Origin of the sequence: Halorarius halobius, assembly GCF_024298865.1 — an archaeon.
GTDB classification, from domain to species: domain Archaea; phylum Halobacteriota; class Halobacteria; order Halobacteriales; family Haloarculaceae; genus Halorarius; species Halorarius halobius.
Genome location: NZ_CP101161.1, coordinates 1,270,845 through 1,294,924, shown reverse-complemented (window position 1 = coordinate 1,294,924; position 24,080 = coordinate 1,270,845). Strand labels below are relative to the sequence as shown.

Below are 24,080 nucleotides of genomic sequence, written 5' to 3'. Positions count from 1 at the left end.
CGGACGGGGGTTCGACTCCCCCAGTGGGGTCTCCCCGGGGCGTCGTCCACCACCGGTACGGAGACCGTACCCTCGGTGAACCGACGGCCCGCTCCCCATACCTATCGGGGTTGCTCGCCACCCGAACAGTCAGAGACCGGCGGACGACGACGGACGCCGGGCGACCGCCCGACACGGGCGACCCACACCCATGCATTTCACACGACGACAACTGTTGGCCGGCGTCGGCGGCGCGGCGCTTGCAGGCGGCGGCCTCACCGCCGCCCGCGGCCGCACGCCGGCGTTCAGCCGCTACACGTACGCCGCCCCCGACGACGACACCGACGACGGCCGCCTCCGCGTCGCGTGGTACGAGACGTACAACGGGGCGTTCCTCGAACACCAGACCGGTACGGGTGCGACGTTCACGGACGCGCTCGACCCCGACGCCACCCCCGAGTACGTCACGGAGGCGAGCGGCCCCGTGGTGTCGCTGTCGAACGTCGCCCCCGGCGACGGCGGCACGCTCGTCGTCGGCCTCCAGGTGGTCGACCGCGACGACGCCGAACCGCTCGACGTCTACGTGCGCGGACGCGTCACGGCCGACGACGAGAACACGGTGAACGAACCGGAGCGCGCCGCCGGCGACGACGGAGGCACCGACGGAGAACTGGACAGTGCCGTCGAGATACGGCTCTGGAAAGACGGGATGCCGTTCGGCTCCTGCAACGGGAGCCTCGACGCCGGCGAGACGGTCGTCCGTGACGGACCGCTGGCGACGGCGTTCGACCCGGCGAGTCAGTTCGGCATCGGCGGCGAACTGCTGGTGGACTGTCTCGCCGTCGATTCGGTCCGCTGTGTGGCGTTCGACTGGTCGCTCCCGTCGACGGTCGGCAACGTCGTCCAGACCGACGGCGTCGCGTTCGATATCGAGTTCGGCGGCGTCCCGTGTGGCGGCAACAGCCCGTTCGCCGCGGAGGACGCGCGATGACCGACCTGAGTCGGCGGCGCGTGCTCGCGGCGCTGGCGACGGCCGGCGGGGCGGGAGCGTTCGCCGGCGGCGGCACGGCCGCGATGTTCGGCGACCGCGAGACGCTCGCGGCGACCGTGCAGGCGGGCGCGGTCGACCTCGCCATCGGCTACCGGGTGCTGTCGGGGCCGAACGCAGACCCCGGCGTCGAACGGGTGGTCGACGGGCCCGCGGTCAGGCTCCCCGTCTCGGAACTGTCGGCCGGTACCGACGCCGGGAGCGTCCTCCTCCAGGTGATGCTCCCCGCGGTCCCGGGCGGAGTCAACAACCCGACCGTGCCGTGGCTCCGGACCCTGTGTCCGCCCGCGTCGACGCTCGGGGAACTGCTGTTCGTCCGCGTGTCGTACGCCGACTGCGAGACGGGCGCCCGCGGAGGGCAACTCGTCTCCGGGTCGCTCCGGGAGGTGGCGGACGCGCTCCGGAACGGCGTCCCGCTGGACGCCGACCCTGCGACGGCGGCGTTCGACTGTCTCACCGACGAACTCTGTCTGCTCGTCGAGTACGAACTCGACGGCTATCTCGGGAGCGACGCGACCGACCTCTCCCTGGAGCTGTACGGGTACCAGTGTCGCCACACCGACCCGACCGTCTCGCCGTTCGCGCCCACGGAGCCGTGTCCCGCCGGCGACCCCTGCCCGTGCTGTGTGTACGTCGGCAAGGTCGAGTTCGACGACGACATCGCGGTCGGGACGTACCCGATGACGGAGGGCGAGACGGCGTACGCGCTCGACGTGTACGCCGTCGACGACCCGACCGACACGTCGGCGCTGGCGTTCCGCGTCCGCGGTCCGGGCGGACTCCGACCCACCCTCTGCCGGGTCGACGTGAAGGGCGCGAACCCGAACGCGACCGGCCTCGCGGACGACACGGCGACGTACGAGCCTGCGGGCGCGTACAGCGACGACACCGCCTCGCTCGAATCGGTCGACGACGAGGGCGCACCCGTGACCGGCGGCCTGCTGACCGCGCCCGGGGGGAAAGGCGTCAGCCACGTGAAGCTGTACGTCTGTGCCGCCTGCGACGACGGCGGAGACTGCGTGGAGTGTGGCGAGGGGGCCGACGACGCGAACCGCGTCGGCTCGCTGACGTTCCGCTACGACGGCGCGGCGACCGCCGGCGTCCGGGTCGAGGACCGCGATCGCGGCCAGGACATCATCGTCTACGACGCAGTCGTCGCGCCGGGCGAGACGTTCACCGTGACGCCGGCCGCCGGCGACCGCTTCCACCCGAACATCGGCCTGTACGTCGACCACGGCCGGCACGCGACGCTCCACACTAGCTGTTCGCAACCGCTGTACGTCGGCCAGCCGGTGGGCGAGTTCGTCATCGTCGCCGCGAGCGACGCCGACGGGCGGCCGCTGTGTGACGGAGGGGACCGATGACCGACGACGGCGGGCGCGCCCGTGAGTCGCGCCGGGAGACAGCAATGAATCAGACACGCATCCGCCGCGTGGCCGGCGTCCTCGGGACGCTACTGCTCGTGGCCATCGTCGTACCGTTCGTGGTGTTCGCCGTGCCCCAGCTCGTGGGCGCGGACCACGCGTTCGTCGTGCTCTCGGGGAGCATGGAGCCGAGCATCGCCCCGGGCGACGTGGTCGTCGTGGCCGGCGGCCCCGTCGCCGTCGGCGACGTCATCACCTTCCGGCGGGGCGGCGACGTGCCGACGACCCACCGGGTCGTCGAGGTGGTCGACGGCGCCTACCGGACGAAGGGCGACGCCAACGAGAACGTCGACGCCGGTCTCGTCCAGCCGGAACAGGTGCTCGGCCGGGTGGCGTTCGTCCTGCCGTTCGTGGGCCACGTCGTCCTCTGGGCGAACACACAGACCGGATTCCTGCTGTTGGTCGCGCTCCCGCTGGCCGCGCTCGTCGCGCTGGAGCTGTGGGAGCTCCGACCGGGAACGGGCGACCCCTCGAGCGCCGACAGTAGCGCGGACGACGCGAGCAACACGGCCGGCGCGGAGCCGCCGGCCACCGTCGCCGTCGCGCCGCTGGACCTGACGCTGACGTTCTGGACCCTGCTGGCGTTCGCCGCCTACGCCGGGTGGGTCGTCGTCGACGGCTGGCAACGGGTCGCGACGCTCTCGCCGCTGGCCGTGGCGGTGTTCACCGGGGCGTTCGTGGCGCTCCTGCTGGTGACCGTCCTGGCGGTGCGAGCGCGCGTCCTGGCACGGAAGCTTGCGGCGGCGAACGCGGACGACCGCACCGACCAGCCGGGCGCCGCCGCGTCCGAGGGAGGTGACTGAGATGGTCCGAGCCGTGACCGTCGCCGTCGCCGCTGTCGCGGTGTTCGCCGCCGCGGCGCTCGGCGGTGGCGCCGTCTCGGTGTTCACCGACACCGAAGCCGTCTCGGTGCCCGTCGCCGCCGACGTGCCGGTTCCGGACGTAGCCGAACCGCGTGCCGGCGGCGGAAACGAGCGCGTCGACATCGCCCGGCTGGCGACACCTGAGCCGACGCCCGAAATGACACCTGAGGCGACACCGGAGCCGACGCCCGAAACGACGGCGACACCACGAGCAACACCAGAATCGACACCACAGGCGACGCCGGATTCCACGCCGACACCCCCGGCGACACCGGACGCCACACCCGAAACGACGCCGGAGCCGACACCCCAGACGACGCCGGAATCCACGCCGACGCCCGAAACGACGCCGGAGCCGACACCACAGGCGACGCCGGACGACCCGGACGGTGAGTCGCCGTGATGACCGCGTCGGTCCGGCCGCGGGGCCGCCCTCGTCATCCCGTCCCCGGGATGCGGCCGGGGATGCGCCGGCGGAACGCACTGCTCGCGGTGGCGTATCTGTTCCTGTCGCTGGTGGCGGCGGCGCTCGTCGTTCTGCTGGTCGGACAGCCGGGGTGAACGCGGCCGGAGAACGGTCGGTGGACGGAACGGTCGGGAGTCAGCCGTCGAAGGGGAGCGTGTGACCCCGCATCCTCCAGACGAGTCGGGGGCCGTCGCCGTAGTAAGTCTTGTGTCGCTGTCGGCCGCGCGTCATACTCCTGTCCGTCGATTGTGGTGCGCCACGCGCCGCCCGGCGTTGGGGCTCGCCGCGTTGTTGTCGCGCTGTACGACCGGGGAATCAGTTCGGCCGTCGCGTGTCCGACCCCACGGGCGTCGACGCCGGGGACACGACGGCGACGAACCGGACCCTCACGGACGGCGGCGACCCCGAGTTCGCGGTCGGACCACGCGTCTCACCGAGAACTGACGGCTACGCCTCCTCCATCCGGGCGGCGAAGTCGTCGACCGGGATGACCGAGTAGTCGACCGACAGCGTGTTCTTGGTCGCGCGGATTTTCCCCACGAACGTCGAAATCTCGTCCAGCCGTCCCTCGACGATGAACAACTCGAGACAGTAGTGGTCGCCGACGTGGTTGTGGACGTTCGAGGTGACGAGGTTCTCGTGTTCGTGGCGGAGTTGCATCATCCGCTGTTCCGCGGAGGAGGTCTCGTAGTTGAACAGCACCGTCACGACGCCGATGAGGTCGCGTTCCTCCAGTTTCCGGTCCTCGAACTCGCCGAGCAGGTTCCGCGACGCCTCGCGGACTACCTCACTTCGCCCGGTGTAGCCGTGCTCTTCGGCGAACTCGTCCAGTCGCTCCAGCAACGACTCCGGCATCGACACGCTCACGACGGTCATGTTGTGAACCCAGGGGTCGAGAGTTGATAAAGATTCGATACCGCGCCGGTCTCAGCGCCCGAGCGCGTCGGGGAACCGCGCCGGCAACTCGGCGAGGGGCACGTCGCGCACGTCGAGGAACGTCCCGCCCGCGCGCTCGATACCGCCGTCGGTCGCCGGGTCGTCGCCGACGTGGACGAGGTCGGCGGCCTCGCAGTCGAGCTGTCGGGCGACGGCCTCGAACGTGCGGGCGTCGGGTTTGCGCCAGCCACAGCCGATGCTCGTCACCACGGCGTCGAACTCCCCCCGGAGGTCGGCGCGGACGAGCACCCGGCGGGCGAGTTCCGGCACCGAGACGTTCGAGCAGACGGCCACGGGACCGTGCTCGTGGGCGGCCGCGACGGCGTCGTGGGCACCGTCGCGCACCTCGACCGCGGGGTCGAACGCCGAGACGACCGCCCGGCGGGGAGCGTTGCCCGGCGCATCCACCCCCCGGGAGGCGAGCGCGCGGGCGACGTGAGCGGGCAGGGGCACCTCCGCGCCCTCGGGTGCGTCGACGTGCGACTCGGTGTAGGCGTCGTCCCAGTCGTCGGGCACAGCCACGTCGCGGGCGCGCAACTCGCGGGCGACGGCCGACGCCGGGTCGTCGAGACGCTCAACGGCGACGAGCGTCCCGAAGAGGTCGAAGCTGACGGGCACGGGTGGAGGGTACGCGCGGGTCGACTTCCCGTTGTCGGACGGGCGCTACCGCGGCGTCGTCGGAACGACGCCCGTGACCGCGAACGTCGCCCCCTCGCCGGGACCGTCGGGGTCGGCGTGGACCTCCCAGCCGTGTGCCTCAACGATTTCGCGGACGATGGCCAGCCCGAACCCGGTGCCCTCGTCGCCGGAGTGACCGAACTCGAACAGCCGGTCGTGGCCCCCCTCAGGCAGGCCCGGACCGTCGTCGGCGACGTAGAACCCCTGCGGGCGCGAGCCGACGGTGACGGTCACGTCGTCGCCGGCGTGCTCGACGGCGTTGCGAAACAGGTTCTCGAACAGCTGTCGGAGCCGCTCGGGGTCGCCCTCGACGGTGGGAAGCGACTCGACGGTCAGGTCGGCCTCGCCGGTGTCGACACCGCGCCACGCCGCCCGCGCGACCGCCGCCAGGTCGACCAGCTCCGTCTCCCCGAGCGCCTGCCCCTGTCGCGCGAGCCGGAGCAGGCCGTCGATGAGCCCCTCCATCCGGTCGAGCGACCGCTCGATGGCGTCGAAGTTCTCGGCGGCGCCGCGCTCGCGCGCGAGGTCGAGGTGGCCCTGCGCGACGTTGAGCGGGTTCCGCAGGTCGTGGGAGACGACGCTCGCGAACTGTTCGAGCCGGTCGTTCTGTCGTTCGAGTTGGCGCTCGCGCTCCTTGTGGTCGGTGATGTCCGTGTAGATGGCGAACCCGCGGGTCGACCGCTCGCCGACGGCGTAGGGGACGACGTGCAACAGGAAATCCCGAGGGCCGTCAGCCGCGACGCGGCGCACCTCGCCGTGGAAGCTCTCGCCCGACTGGATGAGCTGGTTGTACTCCTCGGCCTCGTCGTCGGCGCCGTCGGGGAGGATGTAGTCGTCGACGCACTCGCCCTCCACGGCCTCGCTGGAGAGCCCGAACACCTGCTCGAATGCGGGGTTGGCGTCCCTGACGACGGGCCGGTACTCCTCGAACTCGACGTAGATGGTCGGGTCGGGGATGTTCTCGAACAGCGCCGTCAGCCGGTCGTGGCTCGTCTCCAGCTGTTCGCGCTGGCGTAGCCGGCCGAGCGTCGCCGTGGCGTTCGCCGCGAGGAGGGCCGCGAGCTTCCGGTCGGTCTCGTCGAACCCCTCGGCGTCGAGGGTGCCGATGCTGAGCGTCCCGTGGTCGCCGAGCGGGAGGTACATCGCGGCGGCCATCTGACGGTGGCTCTCGGGGGCGTCGGCGAACTCCTCGACGACGACCGGCTCGCCCGTCCGTAACGCCCGCGCCGCCGGGGACGCCCCGTCGACGTCGTACGTCGGGCGGTCGCCCAGCACCTCCCGGGTCCGGTCGCGGACGGCGACCGGAACGAGTTCGCCGTCCCGGACGACACGGACCGCGTTTATCGGGTAGCCGAGCACGTCCGCGGCCGCCGCCGCGGTCACCGCCGCGACCCCCTCGACCGAGGTCTCGCCGGCCATCTCGCGGGTGGCGTCGTGGAGGTCGCGGAGCCGCTGGACGCGGCGCTTCCGCGCCGACACGTCGCGTATCACGCCGACCGTGCCGCGGAACTCGCCGTCCGGCATCGGCAACGGCGCGACGTGGTTCTCGACCGGGAGGTGGTCGCCATCCCGGGTCCGAATCGCCATCTCGAACGTGACCGTCCCGGGGGCGTCCGGCGACACCAGCCGCTTCACGGCCTCCTCGCCGCGCTCGATATCCGCCTCGTCCATCACGAGCGAGACGTGCTCGCCGACCAGTTCCTCGCGCCGGTAGCCGGTGGTCGACTCGCTCGCCTCGTTGACGAACCGGAACCGCCCGGCGGCGTCGACGACGTACAGCATGTCCCCCATCGTCTCGACCAGCCGCTGGTACTGGGTGCCCGCCTGGTCCGTCCGGTCGAGGATGCGTCCCGGCAGGGCCGCCGGCGGCACCTCACTCTCCAAGACGTAGTCCGACGCCCCTGCAGCGAACGCCGCGCTGGCGACGGACGCGTCGCCGTCGGCCGCGTACAGCACGACCGACACGTCGGGCCAGCGGGCCCGTACCCGCTCGCACAGGTCCACCCCGTCACCGTCCGGGAGGGCGGCCGCCGTCACGACGCAGTCGGCGCCCGGGAGCGAGGCGACCGCGTCCGCGATGTCGTCGGCTACCGTGACCGCGAACCCCGCTTCCTCGAGGGCGTCGGACACCGCCGCGTCCGTGCCGACGGACAGCACGCGGAACGAGTCCATCCTGGACAGGGTTCGGCGCTTTCACGGTTAAGTTTACGTGCCAAACGGGGGATCCAACCGAGCGAATCGCGTCAAACGACGAAACGGGCCGAACATAGATATGTCATCGGCTATTCATCAGGTCATGGACGAAGACTGTGGGACGCTACAACGGGTCTCGAGCGGCGTCCCCGGCCTCGATACGCTTCTCAACGGCGGTCTTATCGGAGAGCGTATGTATCTGGTCGCTGGCGAGCCCGGGACGGGCAAGACGACGCTCGGCATGGAGTTCCTGCGGGCCGGACTCGACGGCGGCGAGGACGTGCTGTTCATCCACGGCGAGGAGTCGAAGCGGAGCATCCTCGCCAACAGCGCCGAGTTCGGCATCGACCTCGCGGGCGCGGACTTTCTGGACATCGGGCCGGAGTCGGAGTTCTTCGCCGGGTCGAACAGCTACGACATCGTCGACCCGCAGACCGTCGAGGACGACCACGTCATCGAGGACATCCGCGAGGCCATCGAGCGACTCGACCCCGGGCGGGCGCTCATCGACCCGATAAGCCAACTCCAGTATCTCGAACCGAGCGAGTACCAGTTCCGCAAGCGCATCATCGCGTTCATGCGGTTCCTCCGGGACCGCGGCACGACGGTGTACGCGACGACGACGCCGGGGACGCATCTGGACGTGCAACTCGACTCGCTCAGCGACGGGGTCATCAGGCTCGAACACGAGAAGCGTCGGCGCCGCATCCGGGTACCGAAACACCGCGGCGTCGGCCAGCAGGACGGCACCCACGGGCTGGAGATACGCGACACCGGCATCGAGGTGTTCCCGTCGCTCGTTCCCAAGAACCACGAACGGACGTTCGACCCCACGAAGTTCACCACCGGCGTCGAGGCGTTCGACGACCTGCTCGGGGGTGGCATCGAACGGGGGACCGTCACAATCATCTCGGGGCCGACCGGCGTCGGGAAGTCGACGACAGCGACGATGTTCCTCCGGAACGCCGCCGAGAGCGGCGACGGCGCGCTCGCGTACCTGTTCGAGGAGTCGATGGAGACGTTCAGCTACCGGTCGGAGAGCCTCGGCCTCCCCGTCGAGCGACTGCGCGACAGCGGCGACCTCACCGTCGAGGACGTGAACCCGCTCACGCTCTCGCCCGAGGAGTTCGCCCGCCGCGTCCAGTACCAGGTCGAACAGCAGGACGCCCAACTCGTCCTCATCGACGGCATCGAGGGGTACAAGACCGCCATCAAGGCCGACGAGCGGCCGCTACGGCGGAAGCTCCACGCGCTGACGCGCTACCTCACCAACATGAACGTCACCGTCATCCTCATCGACGAGATAAGCGAGGTGACGGAGATGGGGAGCCCCACGAGCTCCAACGTCAGCTACATCGCCGACAACATCCTGTTCGAGAAGTACGTCGAACTCGACGGCCACCTGCGACGGGTCGCGGGCGTCCTGAAGAAGCGGGTCGGCCGCTTCGAGGAGACGCCCAAGGAGTTCACCATCGGGCCGGGAGGTATCGACGTCGAGCGGACGCTCACGAACGTCCGCGGCGTCCTCGACGGGAGGCCGGAACTGACCGATGACCGGTCGACGGACTGACCTCCGTGCCCGACATCCAACTCCTCGTCGCCGACGAGCAGAACCGCGAGGCGCTGGCGACGCTCGTCGGCGAGCGGTACACCGCCGTCTGCGAGCCGGAACTGCAACCCTGCGACCTGCATCTCGTCGACGACCGCTCGCTCCCCCAGTACCGCGAGGCGCTCGTCGCACACAAACGGGAGCAACGCCCCGTGTTCTGTCCGGTCGTCCTCATCCGACGCGACGACACGGCAATCGACGTCGACGTCGCCGACCCCGACCCAGGCCCCGACGTCGACCCCCCGCTCGTCGACGAAATACTGACCGCGCCCGTCGAGCGCATCCCGCTGTTCAGGCGGCTCTCGAACCTGCTCGTCCGACGGAGTCAGACGGAGACGCTCCGCGAGCGCAACGAGCGCCTCGAGGAGTTCGCCGGCAGACTGAGCCACGAGCTCAGGAACCCGCTCCAGATACTCGACGGCTATCTCGAACTCGTCTACCGACGGGACGACAGGGCACATCTGGAACGGTGTCAGCGCGCCGTCGACCGAATGGACCGCATGATAGAGAGCACGCTCGAACTCGCCCGGACCGGCGACGTCGACACCGACCTCGAACCGGTGTCGCTTCCCCGCGTCGTCGACGACTCCTGGGAAGCGACGGCGAGTGACGAGGCGACGCTGACCGTCGACACCGACCGGTGGGTCGCCGCCGACGAGGACCGACTCCGCCGACTGTTCGAGAACCTGTTTCGCAACGCCGTCGAGCACGCCGGCGACGACGTGACCGTCACCGTCGGCGACGTCGACGACGGGGTGTATCTCGAAGACGACGGGCCGGGAATCCCCGCAGACGAACGGGACGAGGTGTTCGACCAGGGGGCCTCGGGGAGCGGCGGAACCGGACTCGGGCTCGCGGTCGTCGAGGAGACCGTCGCCGCCCACGGGTGGAAGGTGCGAGTGACCGAGGGAACCGAAGGGGGAGCGCGGTTCGAGATTACCGGAATCGACGACGTGGACGAGGGGCAAAACCGCCACTGACGTACGTCGTGTCAGCAGAGAAAGTCCGCCCTCCCCGATTTGAACGGGGGACAAGTCGATCTACAGTCGACTGCTCTACCAGTCTGAGCTAAGGGCGGGCGCATACGGAGGGAGTCGGCTGTCGGACTTAACGGTTATCATCCAGAGCCGGCGGTGGCGTGTGAGACGTGTGTGACGCCCCGGCGGGTGCCGTCCGACAGACGGTCGTCAGACACAGCGGGAAGATTGAAATACCGGGCAACACAACCCGGAGAGGAGAGATGAGCAAGATAACGTTCCGGGCGGACGACGACCTCATCCGCCAGCTCGAGGAGTTCGACGCCTCCAAGAGCGAGGTGATGCGGGAGGCCCTCCGGGAGTATCTCGGAGAGGCCGACACGTCCGGAACGGCGTCGACGGCGTCCGACGCCGACACCGTCGACGACGTGCTCGCGGAGCGGGTCGACGAACTCATCGCCGAGCGACTCGACCGGTCGTTTACGCCGCGTAAACCACAGGATATCAACGTCAACATCTCGCTCGACGCCGAATCCGCCGACGCGTCGGTCGAGGAGGAGACGGAGCGTAAGACAACCGAGCCGGAGCCCGCGGGACCGTCCGACGAGGAGCCGCGCCCGTGTAAACAGTGTGGGGAGACCCTGGAGCCGTCTGCCGTTTACTGTGCGAACTGCGGCGAGAAAGCGTCCCACAGGGTGTTCTGCGAGTGCGGCGACGAGCTCCGCTCGGACTGGGCGTTCTGCCCCAGTTGCGGCCGTCGGACCCCCGCAGCGGACGTGCTCGGCGACACGTAAGACACGATTTACCGGGCGTACAGCGCCCTAAACGCCCGTTTTACGGCCGCGTCTTACGGCGTATGCAAACCTTTATAATCCCCCAGTCTGTGCATACGTCTGCGTAAGACGGTCGTCTTACAGCACGGGTCGACGATAATACGACCCATCGCCCTCGGGCGATTCGACGCTGTAAGACGCGAAAACGGGTGTGCACCGTTGCCGTCTTACTAATCAACAGGGGAAACACAATGGAGCGTGTGACACTACGGATTCCGAAGCAGCAGATCGAGGAAGTCGAACGGATGGTCGACACGGGAGAGTTCCCGAACCGGTCGGAGGCGATCCGATCGGCCGTCCGCGAGATGATCAACGAACAGAGCGACGGGCGCGACGGCGAGAAGCGCCGCCCGTGGGCGAAGGTGTAGCCGATGCAGGACCTCGTCAACTCCGCGCTGGAGAACGCCGAACAGGAGAAGCGCGACCTCTCGGAGGGTGACGGCGACGCCTCCGAGTTCGGCGACCCGCGCATCGCCATCGTCGGCGCCGGCGGTGCCGGCAACAACACCGTCAACCGCCTGTACAACATCGGCGTCGACGGTGCCGACACCATCGCCATCAACACCGACAAACAGCACCTGCAGATGGTCGAGGCCGACACGAAGATCCTCGTCGGCAAGTCGCTGACCCAGGGGCTCGGCGCCGGTGGCGACCCGTCGATGGGCGAGCGCGCCACCGAGATGGCCCAGGGCACCATCAAGGAGGTGCTCGGCGACGCGGACCTCGTGTTCGTCACCGCCGGCATGGGTGGCGGCACCGGCACCGGCGCGGCGCCGGTCGTCTCCAAGATAGCCAAAGAGCAGGGCGCTATCGTCGTGGGCATGGTCTCGACGCCGTTCAACGTCGAGCGTGCCCGCACGGTGAAAGCCGAGGAGGGCCTCGAGAAGCTCCGCAACGAGGCCGACTCCATCATCGTGCTGGACAACAACCGCCTGCTCGACTACGTCCCGAACCTGCCCATCGGCAAGGCGTTCTCCGTGATGGACCAGATCATCGCCGAGACCGTCAAGGGCATCTCCGAGACCATCACCCAGCCGTCGCTCATCAACCTCGACTACGCCGACATGACCTCCATCATGGGGCAAGGCGGCGTCGCGGTCATGCTGGTGGGCGAAACGCAGGACAAGAACAAGACCGAGGAGGTGGTGAAAGACGCGATGAACCACCCGCTTCTGGACGTCGACTACCGCGGCGCCACGGGCGGACTGGTCCACATCACCGGCGGTCCCGACCTCACGCTGAAGGAGGCCGAGGGCATCGCCCAGAACATCACCGACCGCCTCGAGGCGAACGCGAACGTCATCTGGGGCGCGCGCATCCAGGACGAGTACAAGGGTAAGGTGCGGGTCATGGCCATCATGACCGGCGTCCAGTCCGCGCAGATTCTCGGCCCGACGGCCCAGAAGACGGCCAACGCCGCCCGGGAGGCCGACCCCGAGGACCAGTTCGACGAGGCCGGCTCCTCGGCCGAGTTCGACGCCGGTGCGGCCGGCGGCGACTCCTACGGCTCGAGCGAGTCGACCGGCTACTCCACCGGCCAGACGGACGGCGGGAAGTCGTCGGTCGAGCAGAACAACGGTCTCGACGTCATCCGATAGGTCAGAAATCCTATCTTCGATTTTTGCGTTACGTATTGTGGTTTTAGTCATAACTGTATTATTGTGTATTCTGATATGAATGCCTCGTTCGGGCCGTGCGTCGCGTGTAATACAGACGGCTGACGGGTGTCGGTCGGACGTCGGTCGGGCGTCCGACCGTCAGTCCGCGCTCCCGCCGACGGCGTCGACGAGATAACATTTCCGGCAGACGTCTCGGTTCGTCGGCGCACCACACCGGCCGCACTCGCCCAACTCGGATTCGTCCTCGCGGAACCGGTCGCTGGCGACCCGCGCGAGTTCCTCGTAGCCGGCCATGATGGAGTGGCGCGTCCCTGGATGGTTCTCCTCCAACTGGAGCAGGAGGTCCTGTATCTCTCCGCGGTACGCCTCGCTCGCGTGGGGACACTCGGTGATGTGGGCCGGCAGGTCCTCGAGGTGTGCGTACAGCGCCACCTCTTTCTCGGGGACGTCGCGGAGCGGTTTCGCCCGCGGGACGAACCGGTCCTGCTCGGAGCGCTGGTCGAACGGACCGAGCGACGCGTCGAAGTGTTTCGCCATCTGCTCGACGTCGCCTTCGAGGAAATTCATCAGCGCGGTCTGGGCCTCGTCGTCGAGGTTGTGGCCCGTCAGCAGTTTGTCAGCGCCGAGTTCCTCGGCGTACGTCTCCAGCAGGTCGCGCCGGAACACCCCGCAGTACGCACAGGGCGCCATCCCCTCGGGGTCCTCGGCGGCAACGTCGTCCATCCGGACGCCGAACTCCTCCTCGTAGCTGACGAGTTCGTGCCGAATCCCGAGTTCCTCGGCGAGTTCGACGCACGCGTCGACGCTCGCGTCGCGGTACCCCTCGATGCCCTCGTGAATCGTCAGAGCGACCAACTCGACGCGGGGGTCCGCCTCGAACACGTCGTACAGGACCCGCGTGAGGACGACGCTGTCCTTCCCGCCGGAGAGCCCGACGACCCAGGTGTCGGGGTCCTGGGGCGTCGCGTCCTCGGGGAGGAGCGCGTCCTCGCGGACGCGGCGGCGCACCCGCTTCTCGACCGAGCGGGTGAAGCAGTCCCCGCACATGTGGAGACCCGAGTAGGCGGCGTGGGTCACCGCCTCGTCGCCGCACTTGTCGCAGTCCATACCCCGGGTTGCGCGTCGGCGGGGAAAACTCGCACGCTACGTCCGGAACGCTTCTCACCCCGGCGGCGCGACCCCGGGTATGCTCGCTGGCCTCAAGGCTCGCCTCTGGAAGCTCGCCTTCCGGCTGTTCCCCGCCTACCGCGGCACCGGCGGCCGGGTCACCCACCTCGAACCCGACTGGTCGCGCGTCGAGGTGACGCTCCCGCTGTCGTGGCGCACCCGCAACTACGTCGGCACCATCTTCGGCGGGTCGATGTACGGCTGTGTTGACCCCATCTACATGCTGATGCTCATCAAGCGACTCGGCGACGACTACACCGTCTGGGACAAGGCCGCCGAGATCGAGTTCAAGAAGCCGGGCGAGGAGACGCTGTACGCCACCTTCGAACTGCCCGACGAGGAAGTCCGGTCGATCCGGGAGTCGCTTTCCCCCGGCGAGTCGATGGACCGCGAGTACGCGGTCGAACTGGTGAACGAGGCGGGCGAGGTCCACGCCGAGGTGGAGAAGACGCTGTACGTCCGCCGCGACGAGTGACTTTTCCGGGAGCGCCGCGACCCCGTGGCGTGAACTTCGTTGCCCTGCTCGTCGGTGTCCCCCTCCTGTTCGCTGGCGGCTATCTCCTCCTGTTTTCGCTGACCGGCGACGACGACGGGATGGACGCGCCGCGCGCCGGCGACGCCGGCACCCTGTTGCATCTCGCGGGCGAGGCGGACGACCCCGCAGTCACGCGGCCGCTGTACGTCGTCTCCGCACTCCTGATGCTCGGGATGGGCGCGGTGTTCGTCTGGGCGGGGCTGTGAGACTGAAACCGTTTTCCGCACCCGCGGCCAAGAGCCGTCGATGACCGAGGCCGAGGGGATGGCCCGCGAGGCGGCCGTCGAGCGCGTCGAGGAGATAATCGAGACGGTCGAGTCGGAGCGGATGCCCGTCCCGGTTCGGGAGGTGTGGGTGTACGGCGACGTGGTGCTGGGCGTCGACCCCGTTCCCCGCGTCAACGTCTACGTCACGAAGGACCTGCTGTTCAAAGACGACCCCGACCGCGAAGCGGAGTTCCGGACGTCGCACGGCATCGAGGGCGTCGGCAAGACCGTCGCCGCGGCGTGGGCCGACGACCACCCCGAGTACCTGCGGGCGAACAGCAACGGCCACGCGGCCCCCGAAAAATGTCTCGCGGCCCACCTCCTGCGCGACGACGAACCGATCCACCTCGAAGTGTGCAACACCGGCTTCGAGAGCAACGTCACCCAGCGGTTGCAGGGGGCCATCGCCCGCGAGGACTACACGCAGATTCTCGACCCGCGGGGGGCACTGCTGTGGGCCGACACCGAGGACGGCCCGGTCCGGAGCGAGGAGGCGCTGGCGAAACTGCGGGACAACGAGTTCGTGTTGCCGACGCTCCCGCGGGCGCTGGAGATGCTCGGGATGGACGAATCGGACGCCGAGGCCGCCGCCGAGACGGTCCAGCAGTATCGGGCGGAACAGAACGGGGCGACCGTCCGGGGCGACGTCGTCTGACGGCCCGCGGATGCGGTGCCCCGAAAGGGGTGCCCTGACCGCGGCACGGGCGGAGCGGGTGCCAGAGCCCCACCCGGAGAGACGAGGCCGGCGACACCGGGACGTACCGTGGTGCCAGCGGTACTGTAGCGGTCGTCCGGCCCCGATGGCAGTAGGCAGAATCCGTACAAAACCGTTCTCCGAACTCTCACCCAAATTCGTTCTCACTCCATCGAGACGTACGTGAGAAACAGCAGCGCGAGGAACTGGAGCGCGCGCATCCCGACCACCGCGGTCTGGACGGTCGACCCCATCGCGTACAGCGCGCCGGCGCTGAAGAAGAAGTACACCGCCAGCGCGTTCTCGACGAGCAGCGCGAGCGCGAACGCGACCAGCCCCAGCGTCAGCCGAGAGCCGAACGTCCGGTAGTTGCGGTACCAGACGACTGCCAGCGCGACGAGCAACAGGCCGTTGAGCGCCGACAGCACCGTCGCCGCCAGCTGTGTGGGTGCCATCGCCATCATATCGCCTCCGTTATCTCCTCGAACGCCTCGCGGTGGCGCTCGAACCGGTCGGTCAGGAAGTAGAGCTTCCCGTAGTCGTCGCCGCCCGTCTCGACGACGTCGTGGTCGAGTAGCATGTCCAGGTGGTGTCGTACGGTGTTGTAGTCCACGTCGAGTTCCTCCGCGAGCTGGTTGGCGTTGCGGGGCCGGTCGTCCAGCGTCCGGATGATGCGCGCGCGGTTCTCGCCGCCGCGCGTCCCGGCCAGCAGATACCACAACGCCTTCTCCATCTGTGCGTTCGGTCTCTCGCGGGGCGGCTACAAAGTGGTTCGCCCGGCTGTCAGTTCCCGCCGTCCATGCCGGCGGGCGTCACCCGTACGCGAACCACGTCGCTCACGGCCGGGTACGCGTAGCCGTTCACATCGGAGATGGGCGCGACCGTCCCGCGTTCGACGAGGCCGACGCCCGCGCCCCGCTGGCGCTGGACCTGGTTCTCGCCGACGCCCGGCTCCTCGTTCAGTTCGGTGCCGGCGTCCCACAGCCCCACGCGGTCGGTGACGTCGCCCGACCGGGGGGCGTCGCCGTCGAACAGCGCCATCCCGTCCGCGCCGCCGAGCGCGTAGAACAGGTCGTTCGACGGGACGAACATCGTCACCAGCGAGAGGTACAGCGTCGGCTTCCCCGCACTCGCGGGTGCCGTGAACTCGTAGGCGTCGCCCGGCAGGAGCGGCGCGGGGCCGTCCGCACCCACCGGCGTCGTGAACGCGCCCGAGGCGACGACCGTGTCGCGGGCCGAAAGCGACTCGGCGAGTTTGCCGGGCATCCCGTCCTCCGCTATCTCCTCTAACCCGTTGTCCCGTTCCGGCTGGCCGCTGGAGAAGACCGGCTCGTCGGCGGTGTGGACCGCCCACGCGCCCGGTGACAGCGGTACCGGCTGGTCGGCCGCCTCGCCGTCGGCCGTCGTCTCCAGCGTCTCCGCGTCGGAGACGTTCTCGATGCGGACGCGGAACTCGCGGTCGGACTGCTGGCGGGTGGTCAGCGCCCCGACGGTGGGGACGGCGAGTGCGGCGGTGACCGCCGCGCCGCCGGCCAGGAACGCGCGGCGCGACCGGAGGGAGCGCCGCGAACTGCCGTCGCGGGGAGCAGAGCGACCCGCGAGCGCGCGGTCCGAGGGGTCGCCACTATCGTCGGTCGAGCGGCGCGAGTCGAGCGAGTCGTCGGATGGGGTCTCGTCCATGTGCTCTCACGTGCGCGGTGGCGCACACCCCACCCTGCGACGGTCGGGTAAAAGATAATTTTTCGAACAGTATCCCGGGTTCGAGCGGACTCCGTTCGGGGGGCGTTGGGACTGCGTCTAGATTTCGGTCGGTATCGAGGACGGCCGCCGTCCGTCTCCCGACCGGTCGACGTGGGTCACGCCTCCGGGTCGAACCCCTCTTCGAACACGAACGTCCCGTTCCGCTGAATCGTCTCGCCGTCCACCTCGATGTACGACTCCTCGCTCATGTCGACTATCATGTCGGTGTGGACCGCCGAGTCGTTCCGCTCGTTCTCCTCGCCGACGGTGTCCTCGTATGCCATCCCGATGGCGAGATGGACCGTATCGCCCATCTTCTCGTCGAACAGCATGTTGTAGGTGAACCGGTCGATGTCGCGGTTCATCCCGATGCCGAGTTCGCCGAGATACCGGGAGCCGTCGTCGGTGTCGAGCAGGCTGGTCAGCACCTCCTCGTTCTTCTCCGCCGAGTGTTCGACGACCTTCCCGTCCTCGAAGACGAGACGGGCACCGTTCACCTCGCGGCCCTGTGCCATCACCGGCTTGTCGAACAGCACCTCGCCCTCGACAGTCTCGTGGCGGGGGGCGGTGAACACCTCGCCGCCGGGCATGTTGTGCTCTGCGGCGTCGTTCTTCACGACGTTGCCGGCGATGCTCATCCGGATGTCGGTGGTGTCGCCGGACTTGATGTGTACCTCGTCGGCGTCCTCGAGGATGTCCACCAGTTGGGCCTGGTGCTCGCGGACCGCGTCCCAGTCTTTGTTGATGGCGCTCCAGACGAACTCCTCGTAGGCGTCCGTCGACATCTCGGCCTTCTGTGCGCCCGACGGCGTCGGGAACTGCGTCAGCACCCACCGCTTGTCCATCACCTGCTGCTGGATGGGCTTGTTCTCGGCGCGCCGCTTCTGGGTCTTCTCCGGCGGCACGTCGCTCGTCTCGGTCATGTTCCGCTGGCCCCGGACGTTTATCATCGCGTCCGCCTCCGTGACCTTCGCCAGCCCCATCTCGTTGAGTTCGATGTCGTCGGTGTCGACGGCGCGCATGTACGCGCGGTGGGCACGGTCGCTCCCCATCGAGACGTCGACTGTCGCGCCGAGTTCGCCACACCGCTCGGCGACGGCGACCAGCAGGTCCTCGGACGGCGGTTCGCCGCTGACGATGACGTTGTCCCCCTCCCCTATCTCGGCACACTGCTCGACGAGCACGTCCGCCTGCTCTCGGATGCGTGAGTCCATGCACACCTGTCGGGCCAGCGACCCCATAAATGACCGCAGAACGGCGTTTCTGTTTGGAATCAGTCAGGTATCGCCGTCTCCGCGACCTGTCCGGTCTCATCGAGGACGACCCGGATGCGGTCGTCGCCGGCCGCGAGGTCGAACTGGAGGCGGTACGGCTCCTCGGAGACCACCGTCGCCTCGCGTTCGCCCTCGATGAGCGTCCACGGGGGCGCGTGGTGGATGTCGACGCCGCGACGACGGAAGAACGACACCACCTCGGGGGCGAACGTGAGGAACGACCCGGCGCTGGCCCGCCACTCGCCGCCACACCGGGTACACTCCATCCGGTAGACGTGCATCTCGCTGTCCTCCAGCGGCTGTGTGGTCTGGTTCGTCTCCACGGGGCCGAAACACTCGGCACACCGGCCGGTCGCGGCGAGTTCCAGCCGCTGGTAGATGCGGAGCGTCGACACCTCCAACAGCGTCTCCATCTCCATCGACGCCGCGGCACCCGGCGGGAACCGGGTGACGAACAGCCCGTGGTCGTTTTCACAGCGCACCGAGAGGTCGCCGTCGACGTACTCGGCCGCGAGGTCCGCGCCGCACAGTTCGCAGGCCCCCTCGACGTCGACCGGCCCCTTCCGCTCGGAACCGGTGTACGCGCCCGCGATGACCGCCGCGACGATGGCGCTTCCCGCATAGGAGAGCCCGTAGCCGTCCGCGCCCTTCTCGACGAACGTGTCGACGAGTTTCCCGAGGTGGTAGTTGAACCGCCCGGAGTCGTCGATGCCCGTGCGCCGGCGCAACGCGGAGAACGACAGCGGCGTCTCCCCCTCCCGACGGGCATCGACGAGCGCCTGCATGATGTCCATCCGTGGCTCGGCGGCCAGCAACTCGAAGGCGGCCGCCGGGGTGACGCTCTCGGACATACCCGCACGTCCGTCCCGCCGGACAAAAGGGTTCGCTGGCGAGACGTTCTGTACTCAGTCCGACACGTCGCCGACCGCGACGTGGAACGGGACCACCTCACGGCGCCGGTACGTGCCGGCCTGCACCTGCTCGACCACCTCGCGGCCCATCGCCCGCCAGTCCGCCCGGAGCGCGTCGAGCGTCTCGCCGTCCCCGGCCATCTCCTCGCGGCGCTCGCGGATGGCGTCGCCGCGCGCCTTCCGGCCGGCGGCCTCCAGTTCGGCCTCCGAGTACGGGGGTTCGACCCGCTGTTCGTGGTCGCGGCGGTCCAGTCGGACGTTCCGCAAGCCCGCCGCCGCGAACAGGTCGTCCAGCCGCGACCCGAGCGCCACGTCGGTCCCGACGCCGTCGACGTACCGTCGGCGCGCCTCCCGGGCGAGGTCCGCCTCGCGGTCGACGCTCGACTCGACGGCCACCGCCGCGTTGTCCGGTTCGATAGCCGCGACCGACTCGCGGGCGACGCGGGCGAACTCCCGGAGCGCGCGCTCGGGGTCGGGGAGGTTGACGAGCAGGGCCTGACACACCACGAGGTCGAAACTGTCGTCGGGGAACGGGAGCGTGTAGGCGTCCGCGCGGACGGCGGGAACCTCGACGTGTGCGAGCAGAGCGGGGTCGCGGTCCGCGCCGACAACCCGACCCGGACACTCCCGTGCGAGGACGCGGCTGAGTTCGCCCGTGCCACAGCCCACGTCGAGGACGCTCGCCCGCTCGGGGAGACCGAGGGCCGCGAGCGCGTCGGTGTCGGCCCACAGCCCCTCGCGAGTGCGTTCGAGGTAGTCGGCCGAGAAGCGGCGCATGGGCGGCGTTCGGCGGCGACCGGCAAAAGCGACTCGACAAAGCACTTACCCGAGGCGACGGGATGCCCGACGATGCCCTCCAGACGTAGATTCCTCGCGGCCACGAGCGCGACGCTCGCGCTCGGCGGCTGTATCGACAGCATCGGCTCGCAACCGACGCCGACGACGCCCGCCGACCTCGGGGGCTCGTGGAGCCACGTCGACGCCGACGCACAGGGCTCCCGGGCGACCGACACCCCCGCGTTCGAGTCGCCGCCCGCGGAACTGTGGTCGGTGACGCTCGACGGCACGAACCCGCAGGTGCGTCTCGCGGACGGCCACCTCGTCACCGGCACGGACGCCCGCATCGCCGGTCGGTCGCTCGAGGACGGCACGCGTCGCTGGACGTACGCGTTCGAGGAGAGCGGCCACCTCGGCGCGGCGCTCGACGTCGAGACGCTGTACGCCACCGCCGGCGAACGAGAGCCGGAACTCCGGATGCTCGGCCAGCGGAACGACGGCGACGCCCCGATGGTGAACTGGGCCGACCCCGGGTTCACCTTCCGGCGAGCGGACCCCGAGTTGGTGGTCGCGACCGCCGAGGACGCGCTCGTCGGCCTCGACCCCTCGGACGGCAGCGAGCGGTGGCGGCTCTCGACCGACGACCTCTCGGTGTCGGCCGCCCGGTTCGGCGACGCCGCACTCGGCCCGGACCACGCCTTCGTCGCCGCCGAGAACTCGGGGTCGGTCGCGTGGGTGTACGGGCTGGACCGCGCGACGGGCGACCCGCAGTGGCACCACGAGGGGCCGAACCACGCGGCGAGCCTCACCGTCACGGACGACCGGGTGCTGGCCGGCGGGTTCTACGGCAAGGTACAGGGCTGGCGCCACGACGGCTCCGACGGCTGGACCGCGGAGACGACGCCGCCCGTCGGGAGCATCGCGGCCCGCGACGGTCGCGTGTTCGCGTCGAAGAACGGCCTGGGGGAGCAGGGCGACCCCGCGATAACCGCGCTCGACACCGACGGCTCGAAGCTGTGGACCCGGACGACCGGCGGCGTCTCCGCCGTCGACTCCGGGGCCGCCTACGTCGTCGACGACGGCGTCGTCGCCGTCGACCCCGCCAGCGGCGAGACGCGGTGGTCGCTCGACACCGCTCCGGGGAGCGTCGTCCCCGCGGACGGCGGCCTGTTCGTGCTGTCGGCGGCCGACGACGGGGTGACCCTCCGGCTGTTCACCTGACGGCTACGGGCCCGCCCGTCGGCTCGCGGGTCGTCACGTGCGTTCCTCCCCGCTCGTCAGTCGGTCCGAAGGCTCGTTTCACTCGCCCTCGTGGAGTTCGTGAACGCGCTCGATGTTCCACGCGAACGACTTCCCGTTCTCCGTCGGGGTTTCGAGCGCCATCGGTAGCCCCTCCTCGACGGAGCGGTCGATGAACGCCCGCATCCCGCCGACGCCGATTTCGCCCTCGCCGACGTGAGCGTGCTCGTCCTTGTTGGTCCCACAGCCGTGCTTCGAGTCGTTGAGATGGACGTAGACGAGCTGGTCCAGCCCGACCACGTCGTCGAACTCGGCGAACGTGTCGGCGACCCCCTCGGGCGTGGAGATGTCGTAGCCCGCCGCCCAGACGTGCGCGGTGTCGACGCAGAACGCGAGGTCGTGGTCGGTCTCCGCCTGAACACCGGCGAGATGCTCGAACTGCCCGCCGAGTTTGGTGCCGGAGCCCGCGTCGGACTCGATGGTGATGGTGACGCCGTCGGGGACGTCGAGTTCGTCCAGCGCGTCGCCCGCGTTGGCGAGCCCCCCCTCGACGCCCGCGCCGGTGTGAGCCCCGAGGTGGACGTTCACGTAGGGGATGCCGAGTTCGGCGGCGGCGGCGAGCTCCTGTTGCATCGAGTCGACGGACTTCGCGCGGAGGTCCTCTTTCGGCGTACAGAGGTTGACGAGGTACGAGGCGTGAATCATCCACGGCCCCACGTCGTTGGCGTCGCTCTCCGCGCGGAAGGCGTCGGCCTCCTCGTCGTCGATGGTGCCGTGGTCCCACACCTGTGGCGAGTGGGTGAATATCTGCCCGCAGTTGCCGCCGTATTCGAGCTGTTCGTCGACGGCGTTGGAGACGCCGCCGGCGATGGAGGTGTGGGCCCCGACCCGGAGTTCGCTCATGGACGGTGGTGGTAGTGGAGCCAGCAAAGGGGTGTCGGAAACGGGTGGCGCGGGGCGGCGCGGTCGGTACCGGCGACGCTACTCCCGAACCCCTCGCCCGTTCGGCGGTGTCGCTACCTGCCCGCCGGACACCAGCAACAGAACAGGCGCACGCCACCGCGAAACGGGGCGTTTCAGTCGTCGGTCGGGTCCGTGCGCTCGTAGGTCCACTCGTCGCTGCGGTACTTCTCCTCGGCGAGTTCCTGCGCCTGCTCCCACTCGGCGTCGGTCCAGACCCGGTCGCCGGCGGTGCCGTAGGGGTCGGTCGGCGCACCCGCCCACGCCGCGAGATGCTCCTCGAGTTGCCTGACGGCGTGCTCGCGGGCGAAGTCGAACGAGTCCATCGGCCCGATCTCGTCGGTCGAGTAGTCGGGGTTCTCGCGGGTGTCGGTCGCCTGCTCGTCGAGCGCGGTGACGCGCTCGCGGAACGCCTCGGGCGAGAGGTCCGAATCGAAGCAGGCGACGTGCTGGTCGGCCTGGACCGTGTAGCTGATGGAGCCGTGCTGGACGACCGCATCGCGCTGTCGGTACTGGGCGTTGCCCGAGAGCTTCCGGCCCTCGCCGGCGACGATGTCGTGGGCGGGGTCCAGCGCCCGCAGGTAGCAGGCCGGCTCGTGGACCGCCTCGGCGGGCTCGTCGGCGAACCGGGCGTCGACCCCGAGTTCCTCGAACGTGTCGAACAGCGGCTCGCAGAACAGCTCGTACGTCTCCATCAGGTCGCCGGGCACCTCGTCGTCGGGGGCGATGATGGAGTAGGAGATGTCGCCGTGGGTGTCGTGGTAGATGCCGCCGCCGCCGGTCGGCCGGCGGACGACGCCGACGCCGTACTCCTCGATGTGGTCCCAGTCGAGCGTCTCGGCGTCCTGCCGGTAGCCCAGCGAGAGCGTGCTCGGGAGCCACTGGTAGACGCGGACCGTCGCCGTTCCCTCCTCGGCGGCGGTGCGTGCGGCCACCTCGTCGAGCGCCATCGCCATCGCGCCGTCGTGAATCTCCTCGCGGACGAGCCGTGCGTCCGCGAACAGGCCGTCGCGGTCGGTCATACCCGGGGTAGCGGGGGGCGCGGCAAAGCGGTTGCGCTCGCCCGGCTCAGTCGGCGCGCCCGTCGCCGCAGGCGCTCTCGAACACCTCGGCGTGGAGCCTACTGGCGACGTGGTCCATCAACTCCCGCAGGTGGACCGCGTCCTCGCGGTTGTACGAGACGAGCGTCTCCAGCGCACCGTCGACGCCGCGCTCGTGGTCGCGCCACAGTCGCACCGCGTCCTCGCCGGAGATGTCCGGGCGGTCGCGCTCGATGCCCACCTCACCCTCGACGGCCTTCAGCCCGCCCGTCAGTCCGAGTCGCCGACAGGGGTACATCGCGTCGACGTGGGGCGAATCGACCGAGAGGTCGAACGACTGTTCGAGGAACGGCACGTCGAAGCGCGCGCCGTTGAACGTCACCAGAAGCGGCGCGTCGAGGTGGCGGGCGACCCGCTCGCGGGTCAAATCGTCGCCGGCGACGAGCGTCGTCGTCTCGCCGTCGCGGTGAAAGGAGACGGTCGTCACGCGGTCCCGGTCCTTGGAGAGTCCGGTCGTCTCGATGTCGAAGAAGACGGCGTCGTCACGGAAGTTCTCGTAGAGGCGCCACGACTCGTTGCTGGGGAACTGCTCGCCGAAAAAGCGGGCGTTCCCCGCGTCGAGATGACGGCGGCCGTCCTCGATGAACGACCGGATTCGCTCGCCCGTCGTGGCGCCCACCAGCGACGGGTCGAACTCGTCCCAGTGCGTGACGCCCTGTTCCCAGAGGCCGCGTTCGGTCGCCTCCCCGACGCCGCGGACGGGGATGAAACTGTTCTCGATGCGCACGCCTCTACTGGGCTACCGGGCGGCTAAAAGCTCTCGTTCCCGGGGAGATGCCGGAGATTCTGTAT

The 24,080-nt window shown here is 69.5% G+C and carries 28 protein-coding genes and 1 tRNA gene; 15 read left to right on the top strand and 14 right to left on the bottom strand.

Going from position 1 to position 24,080, the window contains the following annotated elements:
* Nucleotides 1-190: 190 nt before the first annotated feature.
* The 6 genes from NL112_RS06905 to NL112_RS06880 all read left to right on the top strand — a co-directional run bounded on the left by NL112_RS06905 (nucleotide 191) and on the right by NL112_RS06880 (nucleotide 4,279).
* Complete coding sequence (locus NL112_RS06905) at nucleotides 191-970, top strand: hypothetical protein (protein ID WP_255151899.1); 780 nt, start codon at nucleotides 191-193, stop codon at nucleotides 968-970.
* Nucleotides 967-2,391 (top strand): DUF7467 domain-containing protein, encoded by a 1,425-nt coding sequence (locus NL112_RS06900; RefSeq protein ID WP_255151898.1) that lies wholly within the window; start codon nucleotides 967-969, stop codon nucleotides 2,389-2,391. Before NL112_RS06905 ends, NL112_RS06900 begins: the two co-directional genes overlap by 4 nt.
* Nucleotides 2,388-3,254 carry a signal peptidase I gene (locus NL112_RS06895; RefSeq protein WP_255151897.1) on the top strand — a complete coding sequence of 289 codons (867 nt, stop codon included), beginning with the start codon at nucleotides 2,388-2,390 and terminating at the stop codon, nucleotides 3,252-3,254. Before NL112_RS06900 ends, NL112_RS06895 begins: the two co-directional genes overlap by 4 nt.
* Before the next feature lies 1 nt (nucleotide 3,255).
* Nucleotides 3,256-3,717: a hypothetical protein gene (locus NL112_RS06890; RefSeq protein WP_255151896.1), complete on the top strand. Its 462-nt coding sequence runs from the start codon at nucleotides 3,256-3,258 to the stop codon at nucleotides 3,715-3,717.
* Nucleotides 3,717-3,875, top strand: a complete 159-nt coding sequence (locus NL112_RS06885) for a hypothetical protein (RefSeq protein ID WP_255151895.1) — start codon at nucleotides 3,717-3,719, stop codon at nucleotides 3,873-3,875. The genes NL112_RS06890 and NL112_RS06885 overlap by 1 nt, the downstream gene beginning before the upstream one ends.
* A 236-nt stretch (nucleotides 3,876-4,111) precedes the next feature.
* Nucleotides 4,112-4,279 carry a hypothetical protein gene (locus NL112_RS06880; protein ID WP_255151893.1) on the top strand — a complete coding sequence of 56 codons (168 nt, stop codon included), beginning with the start codon at nucleotides 4,112-4,114 and terminating at the stop codon, nucleotides 4,277-4,279.
* On the opposite strand, the gene NL112_RS06875 is transcribed toward NL112_RS06880, so the two are convergent.
* Genes NL112_RS06875 through NL112_RS06865 form a run of 3 tightly spaced genes read right to left on the bottom strand, consistent with a single transcriptional unit; the run spans nucleotide 4,228 to nucleotide 7,566 of the window.
* Complete coding sequence (locus NL112_RS06875; protein WP_255151892.1) at nucleotides 4,228-4,656, bottom strand: CopG family ribbon-helix-helix protein; 429 nt, start codon at nucleotides 4,654-4,656, stop codon at nucleotides 4,228-4,230. The genes NL112_RS06880 and NL112_RS06875 overlap by 52 nt on opposite strands.
* 51 nt (nucleotides 4,657-4,707) lie before the next feature.
* Nucleotides 4,708-5,334: an HAD family hydrolase gene (locus tag NL112_RS06870; RefSeq protein WP_255151891.1), complete on the bottom strand. Its 627-nt coding sequence runs from the start codon at nucleotides 5,332-5,334 to the stop codon at nucleotides 4,708-4,710.
* A gap of 45 nt (nucleotides 5,335-5,379) precedes the next feature.
* Nucleotides 5,380-7,566 (bottom strand): PAS domain S-box protein, encoded by a 2,187-nt coding sequence (locus NL112_RS06865; protein ID WP_255151890.1) that lies wholly within the window; start codon nucleotides 7,564-7,566, stop codon nucleotides 5,380-5,382.
* Nucleotides 7,567-7,690: 124 nt separating this feature from the next.
* Here NL112_RS06865 and NL112_RS06860 point away from each other — a divergent pair, with 124 nt between their 5' ends.
* Nucleotides 7,691-9,157, top strand: coding sequence for an ATPase domain-containing protein (locus NL112_RS06860; RefSeq protein WP_255151889.1), 1,467 nt, complete (start codon nucleotides 7,691-7,693; stop codon nucleotides 9,155-9,157).
* Nucleotides 9,158-9,162: 5 nt separating this feature from the next.
* The gene (locus NL112_RS06855) at nucleotides 9,163-10,176 is read left to right on the top strand and encodes a sensor histidine kinase (RefSeq protein ID WP_255151888.1); all 1,014 of its coding nucleotides are present in this window, start codon (nucleotides 9,163-9,165) and stop codon (nucleotides 10,174-10,176) included.
* 24 nt (nucleotides 10,177-10,200) lie between these two features.
* Here NL112_RS06855 and NL112_RS06850 read toward each other — a convergent pair.
* Nucleotides 10,201-10,274, bottom strand: a tRNA-Tyr gene (locus NL112_RS06850).
* Nucleotides 10,275-10,436: 162 nt separating this feature from the next.
* Here NL112_RS06850 and NL112_RS06845 point away from each other — a divergent pair.
* From NL112_RS06845 to ftsZ, 3 genes are all read left to right on the top strand, one after another.
* Nucleotides 10,437-10,967, top strand: coding sequence for a double zinc ribbon domain-containing protein (locus NL112_RS06845; RefSeq protein WP_255151887.1), 531 nt, complete (start codon nucleotides 10,437-10,439; stop codon nucleotides 10,965-10,967).
* 230 nt (nucleotides 10,968-11,197) lie between these two features.
* Entirely contained in the window at nucleotides 11,198-11,374 is a 177-nt protein-coding gene (gene cdrS / locus NL112_RS06840) for a transcriptional regulator CdrS (RefSeq protein WP_255151886.1), read from the top strand.
* 3 nt (nucleotides 11,375-11,377) lie between these two features.
* The gene (gene ftsZ / locus NL112_RS06835; RefSeq protein ID WP_255151885.1) at nucleotides 11,378-12,604 is read left to right on the top strand and encodes a cell division protein FtsZ; all 1,227 of its coding nucleotides are present in this window, start codon (nucleotides 11,378-11,380) and stop codon (nucleotides 12,602-12,604) included.
* Nucleotides 12,605-12,763: 159 nt separating this feature from the next.
* On the opposite strand, the gene ncsA is transcribed toward ftsZ, so the two are convergent.
* Nucleotides 12,764-13,732, bottom strand: coding sequence for a tRNA 2-thiolation protein NcsA (gene ncsA, locus NL112_RS06830; RefSeq protein ID WP_255151884.1), 969 nt, complete (start codon nucleotides 13,730-13,732; stop codon nucleotides 12,764-12,766).
* 79 nt (nucleotides 13,733-13,811) lie between these two features.
* On the opposite strand from ncsA, the gene NL112_RS06825 reads away from it, so the two are divergent.
* Genes NL112_RS06825 through NL112_RS06815 form a run of 3 tightly spaced genes read left to right on the top strand, consistent with a single transcriptional unit; the run spans nucleotide 13,812 to nucleotide 15,248 of the window.
* On the top strand, nucleotides 13,812-14,267 hold the full coding sequence (locus NL112_RS06825) for a DUF4442 domain-containing protein (RefSeq protein ID WP_255151882.1): 456 nt from the start codon (nucleotides 13,812-13,814) through the stop codon (nucleotides 14,265-14,267).
* Between the two features lie 29 nt (nucleotides 14,268-14,296).
* Nucleotides 14,297-14,533, top strand: a complete 237-nt coding sequence (locus tag NL112_RS06820; protein WP_255151881.1) for a hypothetical protein — start codon at nucleotides 14,297-14,299, stop codon at nucleotides 14,531-14,533.
* A 58-nt stretch (nucleotides 14,534-14,591) separates the two neighbouring features.
* Complete coding sequence (locus NL112_RS06815; protein ID WP_350356161.1) at nucleotides 14,592-15,248, top strand: DUF7095 family protein; 657 nt, start codon at nucleotides 14,592-14,594, stop codon at nucleotides 15,246-15,248.
* A gap of 203 nt (nucleotides 15,249-15,451) precedes the next feature.
* On the opposite strand, the gene NL112_RS06810 is transcribed toward NL112_RS06815, so the two are convergent.
* The 6 genes from NL112_RS06810 to NL112_RS06785 form a co-directional block, all read right to left on the bottom strand.
* Nucleotides 15,452-15,742: a DUF8036 family membrane protein gene (locus NL112_RS06810; protein WP_350356157.1), complete on the bottom strand. Its 291-nt coding sequence runs from the start codon at nucleotides 15,740-15,742 to the stop codon at nucleotides 15,452-15,454.
* 5 nt (nucleotides 15,743-15,747) lie between these two features.
* On the bottom strand, nucleotides 15,748-16,020 hold the full coding sequence (locus tag NL112_RS06805; RefSeq protein ID WP_255151879.1) for a winged helix-turn-helix domain-containing protein: 273 nt from the start codon (nucleotides 16,018-16,020) through the stop codon (nucleotides 15,748-15,750).
* A 50-nt stretch (nucleotides 16,021-16,070) separates the two neighbouring features.
* Nucleotides 16,071-16,967 carry a spondin domain-containing protein gene (locus NL112_RS06800; RefSeq protein WP_255151878.1) on the bottom strand — a complete coding sequence of 299 codons (897 nt, stop codon included), beginning with the start codon at nucleotides 16,965-16,967 and terminating at the stop codon, nucleotides 16,071-16,073.
* Nucleotides 16,968-17,143: 176 nt separating this feature from the next.
* Nucleotides 17,144-18,241 carry an aminopeptidase gene (locus NL112_RS06795; protein WP_255151877.1) on the bottom strand — a complete coding sequence of 366 codons (1,098 nt, stop codon included), beginning with the start codon at nucleotides 18,239-18,241 and terminating at the stop codon, nucleotides 17,144-17,146.
* A 59-nt stretch (nucleotides 18,242-18,300) separates the two neighbouring features.
* On the bottom strand, nucleotides 18,301-19,152 hold the full coding sequence (locus tag NL112_RS06790; protein WP_255151876.1) for a DUF7351 domain-containing protein: 852 nt from the start codon (nucleotides 19,150-19,152) through the stop codon (nucleotides 18,301-18,303).
* 54 nt (nucleotides 19,153-19,206) lie between these two features.
* Nucleotides 19,207-19,989 (bottom strand): class I SAM-dependent methyltransferase, encoded by a 783-nt coding sequence (locus tag NL112_RS06785; RefSeq protein WP_255151875.1) that lies wholly within the window; start codon nucleotides 19,987-19,989, stop codon nucleotides 19,207-19,209.
* Nucleotides 19,990-20,061: 72 nt separating this feature from the next.
* Here NL112_RS06785 and NL112_RS06780 point away from each other — a divergent pair, with 72 nt between their 5' ends.
* Complete coding sequence (locus NL112_RS06780; RefSeq protein ID WP_255151874.1) at nucleotides 20,062-21,210, top strand: outer membrane protein assembly factor BamB family protein; 1,149 nt, start codon at nucleotides 20,062-20,064, stop codon at nucleotides 21,208-21,210.
* Between the two features lie 78 nt (nucleotides 21,211-21,288).
* Here the strand turns inward: NL112_RS06780 and NL112_RS06775 are convergent, their stop codons facing one another.
* The 3 genes from NL112_RS06775 to NL112_RS06765 all read right to left on the bottom strand — a co-directional run bounded on the left by NL112_RS06775 (nucleotide 21,289) and on the right by NL112_RS06765 (nucleotide 24,015).
* Complete coding sequence (locus tag NL112_RS06775; protein WP_255151872.1) at nucleotides 21,289-22,131, bottom strand: deoxyribonuclease IV; 843 nt, start codon at nucleotides 22,129-22,131, stop codon at nucleotides 21,289-21,291.
* 173 nt (nucleotides 22,132-22,304) lie between these two features.
* Nucleotides 22,305-23,210, bottom strand: a complete 906-nt coding sequence (locus NL112_RS06770; protein WP_255151871.1) for a lipoate--protein ligase family protein — start codon at nucleotides 23,208-23,210, stop codon at nucleotides 22,305-22,307.
* A 46-nt stretch (nucleotides 23,211-23,256) separates the two neighbouring features.
* Nucleotides 23,257-24,015: a ribonuclease H-like domain-containing protein gene (locus NL112_RS06765; protein ID WP_255151870.1), complete on the bottom strand. Its 759-nt coding sequence runs from the start codon at nucleotides 24,013-24,015 to the stop codon at nucleotides 23,257-23,259.
* Between the last annotated feature and the right edge of the window lie 65 nt (nucleotides 24,016-24,080).